This window comes from Streptomyces sp. NPDC056479 (assembly GCF_042795335.1).
In the GTDB taxonomy this organism is placed as follows: Bacteria; Actinomycetota; Actinomycetes; order Streptomycetales; family Streptomycetaceae; genus Streptomyces.
In genome coordinates this window covers 79,455-98,296 of sequence record NZ_JBHTRZ010000004.1, presented here as the reverse complement: position 1 = coordinate 98,296, position 18,842 = coordinate 79,455, and the positions used below count along the sequence as shown (strand labels likewise).

14 protein-coding genes and 1 pseudogene are annotated in these 18,842 nt (G+C 71.6%); 8 read left to right on the top strand and 7 right to left on the bottom strand.

All coding sequences use genetic code 11. From position 1 onward, the window contains the following. Positions 1–4: 4 nt before the first annotated feature. Together ACFQ6S_RS16955 and ACFQ6S_RS16950 are read right to left on the bottom strand one after the other, a co-directional pair. Positions 5–1,365 (bottom strand): annotated as a pseudogene (locus ACFQ6S_RS16955) (MFS transporter). A 71-nt stretch (positions 1,366–1,436) separates the two neighbouring features. Then, positions 1,437–2,039: a hypothetical protein gene (locus tag ACFQ6S_RS16950; protein ID WP_383409526.1), complete on the bottom strand. Its 603-nt coding sequence runs from the start codon at positions 2,037–2,039 to the stop codon at positions 1,437–1,439. A 107-nt stretch (positions 2,040–2,146) separates the two neighbouring features. On the opposite strand from ACFQ6S_RS16950, the gene ACFQ6S_RS16945 reads away from it, so the two are divergent. Genes ACFQ6S_RS16945 through ACFQ6S_RS16935 form a run of 3 tightly spaced genes read left to right on the top strand, consistent with a single transcriptional unit; the run spans position 2,147 to position 4,222 of the window. Next, positions 2,147–3,220, top strand: coding sequence for an exo-alpha-sialidase (locus ACFQ6S_RS16945; protein ID WP_383409524.1), 1,074 nt, complete (start codon positions 2,147–2,149; stop codon positions 3,218–3,220). 37 nt (positions 3,221–3,257) lie between these two features. Then, a complete protein-coding gene (gene npdG / locus ACFQ6S_RS16940) occupies positions 3,258–3,983 on the top strand; it encodes an NADPH-dependent F420 reductase (RefSeq protein WP_383409522.1) in 726 nt (241 codons plus the stop codon). Positions 3,984–4,036: 53 nt separating this feature from the next. Continuing rightward, positions 4,037–4,222 (top strand): hypothetical protein, encoded by a 186-nt coding sequence (locus ACFQ6S_RS16935; RefSeq protein WP_383409520.1) that lies wholly within the window; start codon positions 4,037–4,039, stop codon positions 4,220–4,222. Between the two features lie 23 nt (positions 4,223–4,245). Here ACFQ6S_RS16935 and ACFQ6S_RS16930 read toward each other — a convergent pair whose 3' ends face one another. After that, positions 4,246–5,046 carry a site-2 protease family protein gene (locus tag ACFQ6S_RS16930; protein WP_383409517.1) on the bottom strand — a complete coding sequence of 267 codons (801 nt, stop codon included), beginning with the start codon at positions 5,044–5,046 and terminating at the stop codon, positions 4,246–4,248. 179 nt (positions 5,047–5,225) lie between these two features. Here ACFQ6S_RS16930 and ACFQ6S_RS16925 point away from each other — a divergent pair, with 179 nt between their 5' ends. After that, positions 5,226–8,636 (top strand): BTAD domain-containing putative transcriptional regulator, encoded by a 3,411-nt coding sequence (locus ACFQ6S_RS16925; protein WP_383409515.1) that lies wholly within the window; start codon positions 5,226–5,228, stop codon positions 8,634–8,636. Between the two features lie 14 nt (positions 8,637–8,650). On the opposite strand, the gene ACFQ6S_RS16920 is transcribed toward ACFQ6S_RS16925, so the two are convergent. The 3 genes from ACFQ6S_RS16920 to panB all read right to left on the bottom strand — a co-directional run bounded on the left by ACFQ6S_RS16920 (position 8,651) and on the right by panB (position 11,598). After that, positions 8,651–9,523: an ABC transporter permease gene (locus ACFQ6S_RS16920; RefSeq protein WP_383409512.1), complete on the bottom strand. Its 873-nt coding sequence runs from the start codon at positions 9,521–9,523 to the stop codon at positions 8,651–8,653. Then, positions 9,520–10,545 carry an ATP-binding cassette domain-containing protein gene (locus tag ACFQ6S_RS16915; protein ID WP_383409510.1) on the bottom strand — a complete coding sequence of 342 codons (1,026 nt, stop codon included), beginning with the start codon at positions 10,543–10,545 and terminating at the stop codon, positions 9,520–9,522. The genes ACFQ6S_RS16920 and ACFQ6S_RS16915 overlap by 4 nt, the downstream gene beginning before the upstream one ends. 177 nt (positions 10,546–10,722) lie before the next feature. After that, complete coding sequence (panB, locus tag ACFQ6S_RS16910; protein WP_383409507.1) at positions 10,723–11,598, bottom strand: 3-methyl-2-oxobutanoate hydroxymethyltransferase; 876 nt, start codon at positions 11,596–11,598, stop codon at positions 10,723–10,725. 181 nt (positions 11,599–11,779) lie between these two features. Between panB and ACFQ6S_RS16905 the strand changes: the two genes are divergently transcribed. The 4 genes from ACFQ6S_RS16905 (at position 11,780) to ACFQ6S_RS16890 (ending at position 16,712) form a co-directional block, all read left to right on the top strand. Continuing rightward, positions 11,780–13,369, top strand: a complete 1,590-nt coding sequence (locus ACFQ6S_RS16905) for an MFS transporter (RefSeq protein ID WP_383409503.1) — start codon at positions 11,780–11,782, stop codon at positions 13,367–13,369. A gap of 104 nt (positions 13,370–13,473) precedes the next feature. Then, positions 13,474–14,103: a TetR/AcrR family transcriptional regulator gene (locus ACFQ6S_RS16900; RefSeq protein WP_383409500.1), complete on the top strand. Its 630-nt coding sequence runs from the start codon at positions 13,474–13,476 to the stop codon at positions 14,101–14,103. A gap of 188 nt (positions 14,104–14,291) precedes the next feature. Then, a complete protein-coding gene (locus ACFQ6S_RS16895) occupies positions 14,292–15,344 on the top strand; it encodes an endonuclease/exonuclease/phosphatase family protein (RefSeq protein ID WP_383409497.1) in 1,053 nt (350 codons plus the stop codon). Between the two features lie 147 nt (positions 15,345–15,491). After that, positions 15,492–16,712: an MFS transporter gene (locus tag ACFQ6S_RS16890; RefSeq protein ID WP_383409494.1), complete on the top strand. Its 1,221-nt coding sequence runs from the start codon at positions 15,492–15,494 to the stop codon at positions 16,710–16,712. A 74-nt stretch (positions 16,713–16,786) separates the two neighbouring features. Here the strand turns inward: ACFQ6S_RS16890 and ACFQ6S_RS16885 are convergent, their stop codons facing one another. Continuing rightward, positions 16,787–18,727: a protease pro-enzyme activation domain-containing protein gene (locus ACFQ6S_RS16885; protein ID WP_383409491.1), complete on the bottom strand. Its 1,941-nt coding sequence runs from the start codon at positions 18,725–18,727 to the stop codon at positions 16,787–16,789. Positions 18,728–18,842 lie beyond the last annotated feature (115 nt).

Here is an 18,842-nt window from a genome sequence, read left to right as displayed (position 1 = left end):
GCGGTCAGCCCTCCGCCGGCACCGGTGCGGCTGCTGCCGCCGACCTCTGCTCCCGCAGCCGTACCGCGTGCTCGTTCGTGCGCGCGTCGTACGTCATCAGCTTCGGCAGACACAGCGCCAGCAGCCCCACCGCGCCGACACACAGCAGCCCGCCCGACCAGACGGCCGTCCGCACACCCCGCCAGGCCGCGACCCCGCCCATATAGGTCTGGCCCAGCTGCGGGCCCACGGAGTACGACAGCAGCTCGATCCCGGCGAGCCGGCCGCGCAGCTCGTCCGGGATCGTCTGGTTCCACATCACCCCGCGGAAGATGCCGCTGACCATGTCGGCGGCGCCGCCGAGGGTCAGGAACAGCAGCACCGGCCATACGTTCCGGGACATGCCGGCGGCCGTGATGGCCACGCCCCACAGGGCGGCCGACAGCACGACCGCCCGCCCGTGCCGGTGCACCCGCGAGGTCCAGCCGCTGGTCAGGCTCACCAGCATGGCGCCGGCCGGGATGGCGGCGTACTCCCCCATAGCCTTAAGGGCATGGGGGGACCCCCATGCCCGAGCGACCAGGGCGCGTTCAACTCGTCGGCGAGGAAGGGCAGTACGGCGAGCGGCAGCGCGAAGAGCATCGCCGCGATGTCGATGACGTAGGTGCCGAGCAGTTCCTTGCGGCTCCAGGCGTAACGGGCGCCCTCGGCGACGGCTTTGAGGGTCGGCTTCGCGGCCTCGTGGGAGGCGGGGGAGGGAGCGAGGCCGACGACGAACACGACCGAGACGACGAAGGTCAGCAGATCCGCGCCGTACGCCCAGCCGAGCCCCGCGTACGCGACGACCACACCGGCCAGGGCGGGGCCCGCGACCCCGCGGACCTGCCAGCGCAGCGCGTTGAGCGAGGCGGCGGCCGGAAGGTGGTCGTGGGCCACGATCCGCGGCAACAGGGCGTCCATGGCCGGGCGTTGCACCGACACCAGCGCGGAGGAAAGGGCCGCGACGATGTACAGCGGCCAGCTGGCGGGGCTCGGCAGCAGTGCGTTGACCAGCAGCGCCGCACTCAGCAGCGCCTGCCCGGCCTCCGTCCACACGATCAGCTTCCGCTTGTCGAGCGCGTCGGCGAGTGCGCCCCCGTACAGCCCGAACACGATCAACGGGACCAGCTCCACGGCCCCGATCGCCCCGACCGCGGCGGCGGACCCGGTCAGCTCCTTGATCTGCACGGGCAGCGCGACGAAGGTCAGAAAGCTGCCGAAGTAGGTGACCAGGCCCGCCAGCCACAACCGCCGGAAGTCGGCGGAGGCCCGCCAGGGTGCGAGGTCGGGGAGTACGCCGCGCAGCCGGGAGGGAGGGGGAGACGCGGTGGGGGATTCGTCGGTCACGAAAGGTCATGGTCGAAGGGGGCGGCACGGGAGGCAACCGGTTTTGCGGGCGCGGACACCGGCGGTCAGGGTCACCAGCGTGGCGGTGGCGGTGCCGTCATCGACTCCGCCAGGCGGGCCAGACGGTCCCGGAACCGCCGGCGCCCCCTCGGAGAGGGCACGGCGTTCTCGCCGGCCGCCGCGCTCACCAGGTGCTGCACCGTGTCCAGGTCCAGCTCCGCGCCCTGAGGCACGACCAGCCTCTCGTGGGCCATCGCCGTCAGCTCGCCCTCGCCGGTGCCGAGTGCCAGTACCGTCGCCCCGGCCTGCCGGGCGTCGTGCACCCGTTCAAGGAGCGGCGCGCCCGGACCGGCCGGCGACACCACCAGCAGCGTCTCCCCGCGCCGCGCCGCCGCCAACCGCCCGAGGCCGACCGCCAGATGCGCCGGATCCGAGGCGCGCGCGTCATGCCGTACGAGTGTCGGGGCCAGCTCCGGCGTACCCGACCACGCGGCCTCGTCCACCAGATGGGCCGCCAGATGCCACGGCTCGTACTCCCGCGTGCCGACCAGCAGCAGCCCGCCCCCGTGCGCCACCGCCGACGCCCGCAGCGCCCCCGCGAACCGCCGGGTGGCCCCCAACCACTCGGTCCCGGCGAGCACTTCGCGCAGCAACGCGACCCGTACGGCATCCATGCGACCGCATCCTGCCGTAGCCGACCACTCGTGACCGGGAGTTCACCGGGAATTCGCCCGGCATGGGGAAGCAGAGGGCCCGGCGGCCATGGTGAGGAGTCCCGACGATGACCGAGACCACTGTTCCCTTCCGTGCGGGCCAGGAGGGGTATGCCTCCTTCCGTATCCCGGCCGTCGTCGTCAGTGGAGAGGGCACGGTGCTCGCCTTCTGCGAGGGCCGGGTCGACTCCGCCGGCGACCACGGCCACATCGACATCGTGCTGAGGCGGTCGACGGACGGCGGCCGCACCTGGGGCCCGCTCAGAGTGGTCGCCGACAACAACTGGCACCTCGCCGGCAACCCCGCCCCCGTCGTCCTCGACACCGGCCGGATCCTGCTCGTCTACATCCGCAACCACGCCACCGCCACCGAGGCGGGCATCCTGCGCGGCGAGGTGAGCGACACCGACGGCCGCCGGATCTGGGTGCGGTACAGCGACGACGACGGGGTCACCTGGTCGAGTTCGAAGGAGATCACCGCGCAGGTGAAGAAGCCGGGGTGGCGGTGGTACGCCACCACGCCCGGTCACGCCATCCAGCTCAGCAGCGGCCGGGTCGTCGTCGCGGCCAACCACACCATCCCGCCCACCGGCGACGACATCGGCACGGAGGCGCGCTACAACAGCGGCCACTGTCTGCTCAGCGACGACCGCGGCAACACCTGGCGCATCGGCTACATCGACGAGAACACCGACGGCTACGTCAACGTCAACGAGACCACCGCCGCCGAACTCCCCGACGGCCGCGTCTACTTCAACACCCGCAACGACTCCCCGTCCCCCGGCAACCGCGCCGACGCCTACTCCGCGGACGGCGGCGCGACGCTGGTGAAACCCTTCCGTCCGCAGGCCGGCCTGTCCGCCCCCATCTGCGAGGGCAGCGTCCTGCAGCTCCGCGACCCCGACGTCCTGCTCTTCGCCGGCCCCGCCGACCCCGCCGCCCGCGCCCTGATGACCATCCGCGCCTCCACCGACCACGGCGTCACCTGGCGGTCCGCCTACACGGCGGACGGATTGCCCGCCGCGTACTCCGATCTCGTACGGGTCGACGCCGACACGGTCGGACTCCTGTACGAGACCGGCGACTTCGGCCCGTACGAGAGCATCACCTTCAAGCGGGTGCCCGTGAGCCGCCTCACCTGAGCCGACGGGGCGGGCGGGGCGGACGTAAAGTCGGCCCATGACCTCTTCCGACAGTGCACAGCAGCCCGCCGACGCCCCCGTGAAGGCCCCGGCCAAGGACCCCTGGGACCTCCCGGACGTCTCCGGGCTCGTCGTCGGCGTGCTCGGCGGGACCGGGCCGCAGGGCAAGGGCCTCGCCTACCGGCTCGCCCGGGCCGGCCAGAAGGTGATCATCGGCTCGCGGGCCGCCGAGCGCGCCGAGGCCGCCGCCGGCGAGCTCGGGCACGGTATCGAGGGCGCCGACAACGCCGAGTGCGCTCGGCGCAGCGACATCGTGATCGTCGCCGTGCCGTGGGAGGGCCACGGCAAGACGCTGGAGTCGCTGCGCGAGGAGCTGGCCGGGAAGCTGGTCGTCGACTGCGTCAACCCGCTCGGCTTCGACAAGAAGGGCGCCTTCGCGCTCAAGCCGGAGGAGGGCAGCGCCGCCGAGCAGGCCGCCGCCCTGCTGCCGCAGTCCCGGGTGACGGCGGCCTTCCACCATCTCTCGGCGGTGCTGCTGGAGGACCCGGAGATCGAGGAGATCGACACGGACGTCATGGTGCTCGGCGAGGAGCGTGCCGATGTGGAGATCGTCCAGGCGCTGGCGGGCCGCATCCCCGGCATGCGCGGCATCTTCTCGGGGCGGCTGCGCAACGCCCACCAGGTGGAGGCGCTGGTCGCGAACCTGATCTCGGTGAACCGCCGCTACAAGGCACACGCGGGGCTCCGCGTCACGGACGTCTGAGGGGATGGGGGACACTGGTCGGGTAGCAGTGTCCCCCGAAGGAGCCGAGTGAAATGCCCCGCCTTGGTGTCTATGCCCTGATCGTCTGTGTGCTGGCCGTGGCCGCGGCCGTGGTCTCCTTCGCGCAGGGCAGCTGGCTCGGGATCGTGTGGGTGCTGCTGGCGGGGCTGTCGTCGAACATGACCTGGTACTACCTCAAGCGGGCCAGGGACGAGCGACGGGACTCCGTCAGCGGCTGATCGACGTCACCGGCTGATCGACGTCACGAGCCGATCGTGCAGAGCTCGTTCTGGTCCCGCCAGAAGCGGAACATGTCGTAACCGCAGTACGTGTCGAAGTCGCCGATGCCCAGCCCGCGCAGCATCGCGTCGATCACGTCGAAGAACGCGGTGTTGACCGACGGCACCCACAGCAGCGCGAACACGAACAGCAGCCCGAACGGGGCGAACGGCTCCACCTGGCGCTTGATGTTGTGCGACAGCCAGGGCTCGATCACGCCGTAGCCGTCCAGGCCCGGGACCGGCAGGAAGTTCAGGATCGCGGCCGTGACCTGGAGCAGGGCGAGGAAGGCGAGCGCGAAGCGGAAGTCCCGGGGGACGCCGTCCAGCGCGTCCAGCCAGAACGGGGCGGTGCACACCACGGCGAAGAGCACGTTGGTCAGCGGTCCGGCGGCCGAGATCAGACTGTGCCGCCAGCGGCCCCGGATCCGCCCGCGCTCGATGAAGACGGCGCCGCCCGGCAGACCGATACCACCCATGATCACGAAGATGACCGGGAGCACGATGCTGAGCAGCGCGTGCGTGTACTTCAGCGGGTTGAGCGTGAGATAGCCCTTCGCGCCGACCGAGATGTCGCCGCTGTGCAGGGCGGTACGCGCGTGTGCGTACTCGTGCAGACACAGGGACACGATCCAGGCGGCCGTCACGAACAGGAACACGGCCAGCCCCGGCTGCTCGGCGAACCCGGTCCAGGTGGCCCAGCCCGTCACCGCGGTGACGGCCAGGATCCCGACGAAGACGGGGCTGATCCGCCGCTCGCTGCGACGGGTGAGGGCGGTGGTCATGGGGCTCCCTGAGCTCTCGTGCACGCGCGGGACCGCGTGGGGACTGCCCGACCGTACCGGGCGTACGGGGAAAACGTCTCGCGGTGGGGCGCTGGTTCCGTGGAGGGTGGGGGCACTCACATTCCCGCCGCCCGCCCCGCCGCCCAACCCTGTGACCGTCCACCACTCCACCAGAGACAATGGATCCCGTGCGCTATCGCATTCTCGGCACCACCCAGGTACTTCGCCCCGACGGCCGCCCCGTTCCGGTCGGCGGGGCGCGGCTTCGCGCTCTGCTGACCGTGCTGGCGCTGCGGGCCGGCCGGACCGTGCCCGTGGGGCTGCTGGTCGACGAGGTGTGGCGCGGGGAGCCGCCCGCCGACGCGACAGGCGCGCTGCAGGCGCTCGTGGGGCGGCTGCGGCGGGCCCTCGGGCCGGACGCGATTCTCTCGGCGGAGGGCGGATACCGGCTCGCCGCCCCGCCCGACGACATCGACCTGCACCGGTTCGAGAGACTCGTCGGCGAGGGCACGCGCGCGTTGGCCGACGGCGACCCCGCCAAGGCGGCCGGCGTCCTCGACGACGCCCTCGCCCTGTGGCACGGTCCCGCCCTCGCCGACCTGCCCGACCACACCGCCGAGGCGGCCCGGCAGCAGACCCGCCGGCTCGACGCCCTGCGCACCCGCCACGCCGCCGCCCTCGCCCTCGGCCACGCCGAGCAGTCCCTGCCCGAGCTGACCGCCCTGTGCGACAGCCACCCGCTGGACGAACCCCTCCAGGCCCTGCGTCTGCGCGCCCTGCGCGACGCGGGCCGCACGGCGGAGGCGCTGGCCGCCTACGAGGGCGTACGACGCCTCCTGGCGGACCGGCTCGGCTCGGACCCGGGACCGGAACTGCGTTCCCTGCACGCGGAGCTGCTCCGGCCGACGGAGGACCGGCCCGGGGGCGCGGGCGGCACAGGCGCACCGCGCACCCGCACCGTGGACGCCGCCGACGTGCCCGGCGTTCCCGATGCGCCGGCCGCCGACATCGTCCGCGCCATGACCGCCCCCGCCGACACCCGCAGCACTCCTGACGCCCCTGCAGCCGCCGTGGCCCCGGGCAATCTCCGCGCCCGCCTGACCTCCTTCGTCGGTCGCGAAGGCGACATCGATGCCATCCGGGGCGACCTGACCACCGCCCGGCTCGTCACCCTGCTCGGCCCCGGCGGCGCCGGCAAGACGCGGCTGTCCCAGGAGGCCGCCGAGACCGTGGGGGACGGTGCGCCGGACGGGGTGTGGCTGGCCGAGCTCGCGCCGGTCGACGACCCCGGTGCCGTACCGGAGGCCGTGCTCACCGCCGTCGGCGCCCGCGAGACCGTGCTGTACGGCGCCGGCGCGGAAGCCATGCGGGCGGCGGGCAACGAGCGGTACGACGACCCCGTCGAGCGGCTCGCCGAGCACTGCGGCAAGCGCCGCATGCTGCTGATCCTCGACAACTGCGAGCACGTCGTCGAGGCCGCCGCCCGCCTCGTGGAGGAGCTGCTGGAGCGCTGTCCCGGGCTGACGGTGCTCGCCACCAGCCGTGAACCCCTGGGCGTACCGGGCGAGTTGCTGCGCCCCGTCGAGCCGCTGCCCGAGCCGTTCGCGCTGCGGCTGCTCGCCGACCGGGGAGCGGCGGCGCGGCCGGGCTTCCGGATCGAGGCCGACGAGGAGACCGCCGCGGCGTGCGCGGAGATCTGCCGGCGGCTCGACGGCCTGCCCCTCGCCATCGAGCTCGCGGCCGCCCGGCTGCGCATGCTGACTCCACGCCAGATCGCCGACCGGCTCGACGACCGCTTCCGGTTGCTCACCTCCGGCAGCCGCACCGTCCTGCCCCGCCAGCAGACCCTTCGCGCGGTCGTCGACTGGTCCTGGGAGCTGCTGGACGAGGGCGAACGGGAAGTGCTGCGGCTGCTGTCCGTCTTCGCCGGCGGATGCGACCTCGCCGCGGCGGAGGCGGTGTGCGGGCCCGTCGCGCTGGAGGCGCTGGGCTCGCTCGTCGACAAGTCCCTCGTGGTGGCGGCCCCTTCGGGCGACGGCGAGATGCGCTACCGGCTGCTGGAGACGGTCGCCGAGTACGCGGGCGAACGGCTCGACGAGAGCGGGCGGCGGGCGGAGGCCGGTCGCGCGCATCTGACGTACTACCGCGAACTCGCCCGCACCACCGACCCGTTGCTGCGCGGCCCCGGCCAGCTCGCCGCCGTCGAGCGGCTGGAGCGCGAGTCCGAGAACCTGCGCACCGCCCTGCGGTTCGCCGTCGCCGGCCGCGAGGAGCAGGAGGCGATGTGTCTGATCCTGTCGCTGGCCTGGTACTGGCAGATGCGCGACCTGCGCATAGAGGCCCGCAACTGGTCCCGCGAGGTCATGGCCCTCGGCCCGGACCCGTTCCCCGAGCCGCCCCGCCCCGCCGCCCCCGTCTGGGAGCGCTGCACGGCCAGCCCGCCGCCGTGGACGGGAGAGGTCCTCGAAGAGGCCAGGCGCGGTACCCACCTGGTCCATCTGGCCTGCATGGACACCGAGTTGGACGCCTGGCAGACCCCCGAGGCGCAACGCAAGCTCCGGTCCATCGCGGCCACCTACCAGCCCGGCCAGCCGCAGACCTGCCGCGTCCCCGGCATGCTGTGGTTCTTCGGCGTCATGCTCTCCGGGGACGTGGAGCGGCTGCGGACGGTCGTCGACGCCACCGTCCGCACCTCGCGCGAGACACCCGGCTACGACTGGGAGCTCGCCGCCAGCCTGCAGTGGCGCGCCAACCTGTACTCCAACCGCAGCGAATGGGCGGGCGACGCCACCCGGGACGCCCAGGAGTCGCTGGAGATCTACCGGCGCATCGGCGATCAGTGGGGCACCGCCGAGGCGTTCTCCGCGCGGGCCGAGTCCCATGAACGCAAGGGCCGCTACGACCTCGCGGGCGCCGACTACGAGGAGGCGATCGAGATCGCCGAGCAGCTCGGTGCCCGCGCGCAGGGCGAGGTGCTCAAGGCACGGCTCGGCAGTGCGCTGATCGAGGCCGGCGAGTCCGAGCGCGGCGAACGGATGCTGCGCGAGGTCATCGCGGGGTCGGACGGCGCGGGCAACGAGGCGATGCCCTTCGCGCGGCTCGCCATCAGCGGGTGGCTCTGCCTGACCGGCCGGACCGACGAGGCGCGGGAACAGATCCGGTTGCTGCGTGAGCAGTTCAAGATCGCCCACTTCATCATCTTCGACGCCTTCATCCTGGGCGGAGAGGCCTTCGTGGAGGCTACCGACGGCCGCTACGAGGCTTGCCTGGACAAGGTCCGCCTGGCGCTGGAACGGGCCGAGGACCCGCTCTCCCAGGCCATGGCCCCGCACATGCGCGCGATGTACCTGCACATCGCCGCGCTCGCGCTGGCCGGCGCCGACGGCGGGAGCCGCGCTCGCGACGGGGCTCGCTGTCTCGCCGCCGGCGACGTGCTGCTGCCGGGCAGCCATGCCCCGACGACGATCGAGCGCGAGACCCACGCCAAGGCCGCCCGGGCGCTGCGTGCGGCACTCGGCGACGAGACCTTCGAGGAGGCGTACGCACATGGCGGCGGACTCTCCCCCCGGGAGGCCGCCGCCCTGGTCTGACGTGCGGTCTTACGTCAGCTCTTGGTGCGGAACTTGTGGATCGCGACCGGCGCCATGATCGCCGTGATGAGCACCGACCAGCCGAGGGTCACCCACAGGTCGTGCGCCACCGGCCCGCCCACCATCAGTCCGCGCGCGGCGTCCGCGAGCGTCGACAGCGGGTTGTAGTCGGTGAAGGCCTGGAGCCAGCCCGGCATCGACGTCGTCGGTGCGAAGATCGACGAGCCGAACTGCAGCGGGAACAGCACCAGGAAGCCCATCGCCTGCACGGACTGCGCGTTCTTCATGATCACGCCCAGGGTGAGGAACACCCACATGATCGACGAGGCGAACGCCGTGGACAGGGCCACCGTCGCGAACAGACCGGGCCAGTTGGTGATGTCGAAGCCCACCAGGACGGAGACGATCATCAGCACGGTGGTCGCGAACAGCATCCGCAGCAGCTCCACGGAGATCTTCGCGAAGAGCACCGAGCCGCGCCCGATCGGCAGCGACCGGAAGCGGTCCATGACACCGGAGTTGAAGTCCTGGCTGAACCCGGTGCCGACGCCCTGCGACAGCGTCATGCTCATCATCGCGATCATGCCGGGGATCACGTACTGGACGTACTGGTCCTGCCCGCCGCCCAGCGCCTGCCCGATCGAGCCGCCGAAGACGAACACGAACAGCAGGGTGAAGATGACCGGCATCAGCAGCGCGTCGGCCATCGACTCCGGGTCCTGGCGGATCCACAGGAGGTTGCGGCGCACGAGCGCGCCGGTGTGCCGCAGATGCCCGCGCAGCGAGATCCGGGCGTCGTCCGTGGGAGCGGGGGTGGTGATGGTGATTGAAGGGGTGGCGCGAAGCGCCTCGTTCGGGGCGGTGGTGGGCGACGGGCGGGAGCTCATACGGCGACCTCCTCGCGGTCGTCGGTGGGCACGGTGTCCTGCGGGGCACTGGCGCGGTGGCCGGTGAGGGAGAGGAACACCTCGTCCAGGCTGGGGAGTTCGGTGGTGATGGAGGCGAGCGTGACCCCGCGCGCGGTGACGGCGCCGACCACGGCGGTCAGCTGCTCGTCGCTGAGGATCGGCACCAGGATCGTGCCGGTGGCGGCGTCCACGGTGGTGGTCGCGAGCCCGGTGATGCCGAGCTCGTCGAGGTACCCGGCGAGCGGGCGCAGCTGGAGCGCGTCGACCGGCCGGATCCGGAGCGTCCGCCCGCCGACCTTGGCCTTGAGCTCCTCGATGCCGCCGCCCGCGATGACCTTGCCCCGGTCGACGACGGTCAGCTCGGAGGCGAGCTGCTCGGCCTCCTCCATGTACTGGGTGGTCAGCAGCACGGTCACCCCGTCCCCGACCATCGTCTTGACCTCGTCCCACACCTCGTTGCGGGTGCGCGGGTCTAGTCCCGTGGTCGGCTCGTCGAGGAACAGCACGGCCGGGCGTCCGATCATGGAGGCGGCCAGGTCGAGCCGCCGCCGCATACCGCCGGAGTAGGTCGAGGCGGGCCGCTTGGCCGCCTCGGTCAGCGAGAACCGCTCCAGCAGCTCGTCGGCACGCTTGCGTGCCTCCTTGCGGGGCAGGTCGAGCAACCGCCCGATGAGATACAGGTTCTCCCAGCCCGGGAGCTTCTCGTCCACGGAGGCGTACTGCCCGGTCAGTCCGATCACCCGGCGCAGCTGCCGGGGCTGGCGTACGACGTCGTACCCGACGACGGTCGCCAGCCCCGAGTCCGGCGCCAGCAGTGTCGACAGGATCCGCACCAGGGTGGTCTTGCCCGCCCCGTTCGGTCCCAGCACCCCCATGACGGTGCCCTCACGCACATCCAGGTCCACACCGTCCAGAGCCTTGGTCTCGCCGTAGTGCTTGACCAACCCCCGCACGGAGACGGCGCTGCTCGCGCCGCCCGGCTTCTTGTCGATTCGCGTCATGGGGAAGACGGTGCCAGGGCGTACCGACAAACCACCGACAGGGCACCGACAGCCGCCGAAATCTGCCGGAACAATCTGTCGGAACGACTGCCGGACCAAAGGCGGCAGCCCGCCGACGGGGGAAGATCGGCGGGCTGCCTTCGTGCCGCAATGGCTCGGACGGAGCGAGCGCTCGGCTCAGTGGACGGAGTGCTCCTCCAGCGGGAACGTTCCGCCGACCACGTCCTCCGCGAACGCCTTCGCCGCGTTGCCCATGACCTGGCGGAGGTCGGCGTACCGCTTGACGAACTTCGGGACCCGGCCGCCCGTCAGGCCCAGCATGTCCGTCCAGACCAGGATCTGCGCGTCGGTCTCCGCGCCGGCACCGATGCCGACCGTCGGGATGTGCAGCACGCGCGTCACCTCGGCCGCCAGCTCAGCCGGGACCAGCTCCAGGACGACCGCGAACGCCCCGGCGTCCTGGACCGCCTTCGCGTCCCGCAGCAGCTGCGCCGCCGCCTCCTCGCCGCGGCCCTGCACGCGGTAGCCCATGGCGTTGACGGACTGCGGGGTCAGGCCGATGTGGGCCATGACCGGGATGCCGGACTCGACCAGCAGCTCGATCTGGCGGTGCGAGCGCTCGCCGCCCTCCAGCTTCACCGCCCCGACGCCGGCCTCCTTCACCAGCCGGGTCGCCGAGCGCAGCGCCTGCACCGGGCCCTCCTGGTACGAGCCGAACGGCAGGTCGCCGACGATCAGGGCGCGGGACGTGCCGCGTACGACGGCCGCCGAAAGCATGGTCATCTCGTCGAGCGTCACCGGCACCGTGGTCTCGTAACCGAGGTGACAGTTGCCCGCGGAGTCGCCGACGAGCATGACCGGGATGCCGGCCTCGTCGAACACGGACGCGGTCATCGCGTCGTAAGCGGTGAGCATGGGCCACTTCTCGCCGCGCTCCTTGGCGGCGGCGAGGTCGCGCACGGTGATACGGCGGGTGCTCTTTCCTCCGTACAGCGCCTTGCTGCCGTCGGAGGGCTTCGCCTGAGGCGTCTGGGCAGCCGAAAGCTGCGTCATGGCAACGGCTCCTTCATGTCATCTCGAGGCGCCCTTACGGCGTCCCCGGATCCCCTCCATGGTGGCACTTCGTGCCAGCCGGGGCCAGGCCCCCTCGTGTGAGATCCACCCTGAGTAAGTTCTCGGTAAGAAATTACGATACGAGACGGTGCCGTATCGAAAATCTCCTAGGCTCGAGGACATGACTTCTCCCGTCCCTGACACCGGGTCCCGGATACCGGAGGCCGTGCACAGGCGCCGCTGGGCGATCCTCGGCGTGCTGATGCTCAGCCTGCTGATCGTCGTGCTGGACAACTCCATCCTGAACGTCGCCATCAAGACCATCTCGACCCCGGCCCCGACCGGCCTGGGCGCCACCCAGAGCGAGCTGGAGTGGGCGATCAACGCCTACACCCTCGTCTTCGCGGGCCTGCTGTTCAGCGCCGGCATCCTCGGCGACCGGCTCGGCCGCAAGAAGGTCCTGCTCGGCGGACTCGTCGTGTTCGGCATCGGCTCCGCCCTCGCCGCGTTTTCCGGCTCCCCGGGCGAACTGATCACCTTCCGGGCGGTGATGGGCCTGGGCGCGGCCTTCGTCATGCCGGCCACCCTCGCCGTCCTGATGAACGTCTTCGAGCGCGACGAGCAGCCCAAGGCCATCGGCATCTGGGCGGGCGGTGTCGGGCTCGCCATCGCCATCGGGCCGATCACCGGCGGTGTGCTGCTCGACCACTTCTGGTGGGGGTCCGTCTTCCTCATCAACGTGCCGATCGTGCTGCTCGCGCTCGCGCTGATGCTGTGGCTGGTCCCGGACTCGCGCGATCCGAAGCCCGGCCGAATCGACCCCGTCGGCGTGGTGCTCTCCGTAGTCGGCCTGGTCCTGCTCGTCTACGGCATCATCAAGGGCGGCCAGCTCGCCGACTTCACGGATGTGACGGTGCTCGCCACCATCGGCGCAGGTCTCGCCGTACTCGCCGCCTTCGTCGTGTTCGAGAAGCGCAGCGACCATCCGTCCATCGACATCACGTACTTCCGCAACAAGGTCTTCTCCGCCGCGATCGGCGTCATCGCGCTGGTCTTCTTCGCGCTGATGGGCGTGACCTTCTTCTCGGTCTTCTACACCCAGAGCGTGCGCGGCTACTCGCCCCTGCAGACCGGCCTGCTGATGCTGCCGCTCGCCGTCGCCCAGATGATCTTCGCGCCACGCGCCCGGCTCCTCGTCGACCGGTTCGGCAACCGGGCCACGACCACCGGCGCCATGCTGCTCATCGCGCTCACGCTGGCCGCGTTCGCCACCTTCGAGGCGGACACGCCGATCTGGATCCTCGAGGTCGTCTTCTTCCTCATGGGCGCCGCCATGGCCCACATCATGACGCCGATCAGCGTCGTCATCATGCAGGCACTGCCCCGTGAGAAGGCCGGTTCCGCCTCCGCCCTCAGCAACACCTTCCGCCAGGTCGGCGGCGCCCTGGGCATCGCCGTGCTGGGCTCGGTCCTGTCGACGGCGTACCGCGGCGACATCGAGAACCGGCTGACGGCACTGCCGGAGGGCGTACGGCACACGGCGGGCGAGTCCATCGAGGCCACGCTCGGTGTCGCCGACAAGCTGGGGCCGCGCGGCGAGGCCCTGATCGGCCCGGCGCACGACGCGTTCCTGCACGCCATGCACATCACGGCGCTGTGGGGAGCGGGCGTCGCGGTGGTCGGCGCGGTGGTCGTGGCGCTGTTCCTGCCGGGGCGGCCGACGGCACCTCAGGAGGGCGAGGAGGAGCGGGAGTTGGTGGCATCGGAGTAGGAGGCCGGAAGCGGCCGGTCAGGACACGCGGCAAACCGGCCGTCGTACCCGGCGGCCTCCCGACCGGGGGACAATCAGCACCACCCACGGAAAGGACCGACCAAGTGAGCCTCGCCGACAGCCACCCCCGGCAGGACGGGCCCGTCCGAGGCCGGCCCCGCAGCGAGGCCGTGGAGCGGTCCATCATCGAGGGCGTCATCGGGCTGCTGGAGGAGGGCGTGCCGCTCGCGGAGCTGTCCATCGAGCGGATCGCCCGCACCGCAGGCGTAGGCAAGGCCACCATCTACCGCCGCTGGAACGGCAAGGAGGAGCTCTTCGTCGACGTCGTGCGCGCCGCCGAGCCCCCGGACCCCGACCTGCCCGGCACCTCGGTGCGCGACGATGTCGTGACGCTGCTGGAGCAGTTGCGCCGGCGCGGCCTGATGACCCGGTCGTCGGTGCTCCTGCACAACGTCATCGCCCAGATGAAGCGCAGCCCGAAGATCTGGGAGGCCTACCACGCGATCGTCGTCGAGCCGCGGCGCCGCCGACAGCACGAGATCCTGCGCCGAGGACAGGAGAACGGCGAGCTGCGCGCGGACATCGACGTGGACGTGATGAACGACATGATCTTCGGCCCGATGCTGGTGCGCGCCGTCATGCGCCCGGACGCCGACCTGCCCGAAGGGCTGGCGGAGCAGATGGTCGACACCCTGCTCGAAGGTCTACGGCCCGTCAGTTCGCGGACTCCGTAGCACGCATGTGCGCGTTGCGTCACAGAGCGCGCTTTCCCCCGTGGTGACCGGAACTCGCGAAGGCGACTTGTACGTCCTCGCCCCCGTACGGCCGTCATCAGTACGGCAGGATCGAGGCCGATCATCCCCTAGGGTTTCTATGGGCGCGGGGGGACGACGGTGTGCACGGCAGGTAGTGAGGCGACGGTATGGCGCAGCAGGCGTACGTGACGGAGGCGGACAGCGGAGGCTCGGGGCCCGAGCACCGGGAATCCGGGCTTCGGCGCCTACGCGGCCGGCTGGTCGCGGGCTGGCGCGGTGACCCGCGCATCTGGCGGCGCGGCATCGTGCTCGCCGCGCTCGCGGTGATCCTCGCGCTGGTGATGCTGCTGCACGCGCAGATCCCGAACGTCATCGGCAACCTCGGCAGTCTCACCGAGACGTTTCTGCCCTGGCTGGGCCTGTTCGTCCCGGTGCTGCTCGTGCTGGCCCTGGTCCGCAGGTCCGCGACCGCGCTCATCGCCCTGCTGATTCCGGCGATCGTCTGGCTGAACCTCTTCGGCGGCCAGCTCACCGACAAGACCGGCACCGGCGGCGACCTGACGGTGGCCACGCACAACGTCAACGCCGACAACACCGATCCGTCCGGCACCGCCCAGGACGTGGCCGCCTCCGGCGCGGACATCGTCGCCCTGGAGGAACTGACGGACGCGGCGGTCCCGACGTACGAGAAGGCGCTGGCGTCGACGTACAAGTACCACTCGGTGCAGGGCACCGTCGGGCTGTGGAGCAAGTACCCGCTGAGCGGGGTGAAGCCGGTCAACATCGAGCTGGGCTGGACGCGCGCCATGCGGGCCGCGGTGACCACGCCCTCCGGGCAGGTCGCGGTGTACGTGGCCCATCTGCCGTCGGTGCGGGTGAAGATGGAGGCCGGGTTCACCGCCCGGCAGCGCGACAAGAGCGCCAACGCGCTGGGCGAGGCCATCGCCCACGAGCCACTGCAGCAGGCCGTGCTGCTCGGCGACCTGAACGGCACGATGAACGACCGCGCACTGCGGGCGATCACCGCCCAGATGCGCTCCACACAGGGCGCTTCGGGCAGCGGCATGGGCTTCAGCTGGCCGTCGTCGTTCCCGATGGCGCGGATCGACCAGATCATGGTGAAGGGCGTCGAGCCGATGAGCTCATGGACGCTGCCGCAGACCGGGAGCGACCATCTGCCGGTGGCGGCACGTGTGAAGGTCGACACATCCGCTTCCTGAAAACCCCAGGTCAGCGCCTTCTGGACGGGTCCTTGCCACCGGCTTGTCATCTGCCGGAGTACTGGGTCTGACAGGCTTTGTTCCGTACTTGAACATAAGAAGTCACGGAACTGAACCTCTCGACACCCCGAAAGGCAAAGGCACTTCATGCCCCTGGCCCTGCTCGCCCTTGCCGTAGGCGCCTTCGGTATCGGCACGACCGAGTTCGTGATGATGGGCCTGCTGCCCGAAGTCGCGAACGACCTGGACATCTCGATCCCCGCCGCCGGGCACCTGGTCTCGGCCTACGCGCTCGGCGTCGTCATCGGCGCCCCGCTGCTCGCGGCGGTCACGGCGCGGATGCCGCGCCGCACCGTGCTGATCGGCCTCATGGCCCTGTTCGTCGCGGGCAACGTCCTGTCCGCCTTCGCGCCGGACCACCACTGGCTGGTCGCCGCCCGCTTCCTGAGCGGCCTGCCGCACGGCGCCTTCTTCGGCGTCGGCGCGGTCGTGGCGACGAACATGGTCGCGCCGGAGCGCAAGGCACGCTCCGTCTCGCTGATGTTCCTGGGCCTGACGGTGGCCAACGTCGTCGGCGTGCCGGTGGCCACGCTCATGGGGCAGCACCTGGGCTGGCGGGCGACCTTCCTCGGCGTGAGCACGATCGGCCTGGCGGCGATGGCCGCGCTGGCGCTGCTGATACCGCGCGCCGGGGCGCACGCCGCCGAGGCCGCCGGCCTGCGCGGCGAACTGGCCGCGCTGCGCTCGCTGCCCGTGTGGCTGGCGCTCGGCACGACGGTCGCGGGCTTCGGCGCGCTCTTCGCCGCGTACAGCTACATCACGCCGATGCTGACCGACGCCGCCGGGTACACCGACGCCAGCGTGACCCTGCTGCTGGCGCTGTTCGGCGTGGGCGCGACGGTGGGCAACCTGCTGGGCGGACGGCTGGCGGACCACGCGCTGCGCGCGACGCTGTTCGGCGGTCTGGTGTCCCTGGTCGTGGTGCTGGCCCTGTTCCCGCTCCTGATGTCCACGGCGTGGACCGCGGCCCTCGCGGTGACGCTCCTAGGCATGGCCGCCTTCGTGACGGGCTCCCCGCTCCAGCTGATGGTCATGGAGAAGGCGTCGGCGGCCCCGTCCCTGGCCTCCTCGGCCAACCAGGCGGCCTTCAACCTCGCGAACGCGGGCGGCGCCTGGATCGGCGGCCTGGCCCTCGCGGCCGGCTTCGGCGTCACCTCCCCGGCGCCGGCGGGCGCGGCGCTGGCCGTGCTCGGGCTCGGGGTCGCGGGGGGCGCCTACGCGGTGGACCGGCGTCGGGTCGCACCACGGGCGGGGCGGGAGCGCGTGGTCGCCACGCATGTCCCCAGCCCGGAGCGGCTGCCGCACTGAAGTGATGAGGGGCAGCGCCCCGCCGACGGAGTCGAGACTTCCGTCGGCGGGGCGTTCTGTTGCCCCTGCGCCGGTCAGCGGCGGTACGACTCCACGTAGCCGTTCGCGGGCGTGCCCACGCCCGTCACATCGTCGTAGCCCTTCACGGCGCTCAGCGAGCTGTCCTTGCCGAGGCTGCGTACCGACGTCGCGAGACCGTCCGTCGCGTCATAGCCGTTGACGTAGTCGACGCGGGCCACCGCGAGCCCGGAACCCGTCGGGTTGTCCGTGACGTCGTGGTACGCCTTCGAGCCGTGGCGCGCGTAGATCGCCGGGTTGGCGAACCCGAGCGGCCTGCCCCCGCGCGCCTCCTGCGCCAGCGCCTGCACGGCCGCGATCACCGGCGCGGCGAGCGAGGTGCCGCCGAGGCGGTACTCGTCGTACGCCTGCGTCGTGCCGTCCGGCAGGGTCTGCGTCTGGCCGACCAGGAACCCGGTGTTCGGGTCGGCGATCGCCGCGATGTCCGGGACGACGCGGTTGCCGCCGGCGCCGTTGGCCTTGGCGAGCGCGTCCGGGACGACGCCCTTCTGGTAGTACGGCTCGGCGACCGTCTTACTGGTGCCGCCGCCCGCGCCCGAGGTGAACGCGCCGGGGAAGCCGGTCCAGCTCCTGCCGTCGGCCGACAGCACCGCCTTCTGCGTGCCCCAGCCGGTCTCCCACAGGTACTTGTCGCCCTTGCCGACCGCCAGCGACGTACCGCCGACCGCCGTCACCCACGCCGAACTCGCCGGGATGTCGACCTGCTTGGTGCCGCTGCTCGCGACCTCGTCGCCGTCGTCGCCGGAGGAGTAGTAGAAGCCGATGCCCTCGACCGCGCCGAACTGGAAGACCTGGTCGTAGGCGGCAGCGAGATCCGGCGTCTGGGCGTCCTCGGTCTCGCCCCAGGAGTTGGAGACGAGGTCGGCCAGATGGTTGTCGACGATTCTGCTGAGCGAGTCCAGCAGGTCCTCGTCGTAGCAGGACGCGGCGCCCACGTAGGTGACCTGCGCGCCGGGCGCGACCGCGTGCACGGCCTCGACGTCCAGGGTCTCCTCGCCGTACCAGCCGGCCGCCCCGCACTCCTCGGTCCGCGTGTACTTCGCCGGCAGGACCTGGTGCAACTGGCCGCTCTTCCATGCCGCGTCACCGTTGCGCTTGGCGTAGGTGGCCGCGTCGAAGGCGATGGTCGGGGAGGCGTACGCGTCGGTGATGGCGATGCGCACGCCCTTGCCGGTGCGCTTGCCGGCCCCGTACGCGGCGCGCAGCTGCTTGCCGGTGTAGCCCTTGACGGCGTACGGGATCTTCGTGCCGTACGCCTCCGGCAGTGTGCTCGCCACCTTCGAGCCGTGGTACGACGAGAAGGGCCCGGCGTTGCGGAACACGGTCTCCGGCGGCGGGAGCTGGTCCTGGTGGCTCGCCAGATGCGGTGCGTTGTCGAGGCCGGTGACGGTCAGGACCGCGTCCTTGACACCGTCCGGCACCGAGGCGGTCCTCGTGGGCGCGCGGTAGGTCTTCGCGCCCTTGGTGTAGTTGTGCAGCTGGGTGCCGAACGCCTTCTCCGCGGCGGCCACCTCGCCGGTGACGGCGACATAGTGCCGCGTGACACCCGTGACCTTCAGGCCCGCCGACGTCAACCAGCTCCTGACGGCGGCCACTTGGTCCTTGGTCGCGCCGAAGCGGGACTGGGCCTTGGCCGCGGTCAGGTACTTGCCGTACGACGCCGAGTGCGGGTCGGACACGGCCTTGGCGTAGGCGGCCAGGCCGGTCGCGTCCCTGCCCCGGAGGTAGACGCGGACGGCGACCTGTGTGCCGTCCGAGGTCGCGCCCTGGTCCGCCCTGGCCGTGGCCCAGGCGGGCTTGGTGCCGGCGAGGGTGTCGCGGCCCGGGCCGTCCGCGGCGTGTGCCGCCGGTATGCCGAGCGCCATCGCGCCGGTGAGCCAAGGCAGTGTCGCCGCCAGGCTCATCGAGGTGCGCAGCGCGGCACGTCGAGATCTCATGGAACCCCCTGTGCGATTCGTGTGCGAGTGGATCACCCGACGGTGGCCACTTAAGCGACGAACCGTTCACGCCAGGGGAATGCGCGGCCCAAGAAGGTCCCAACTACGTTAATGA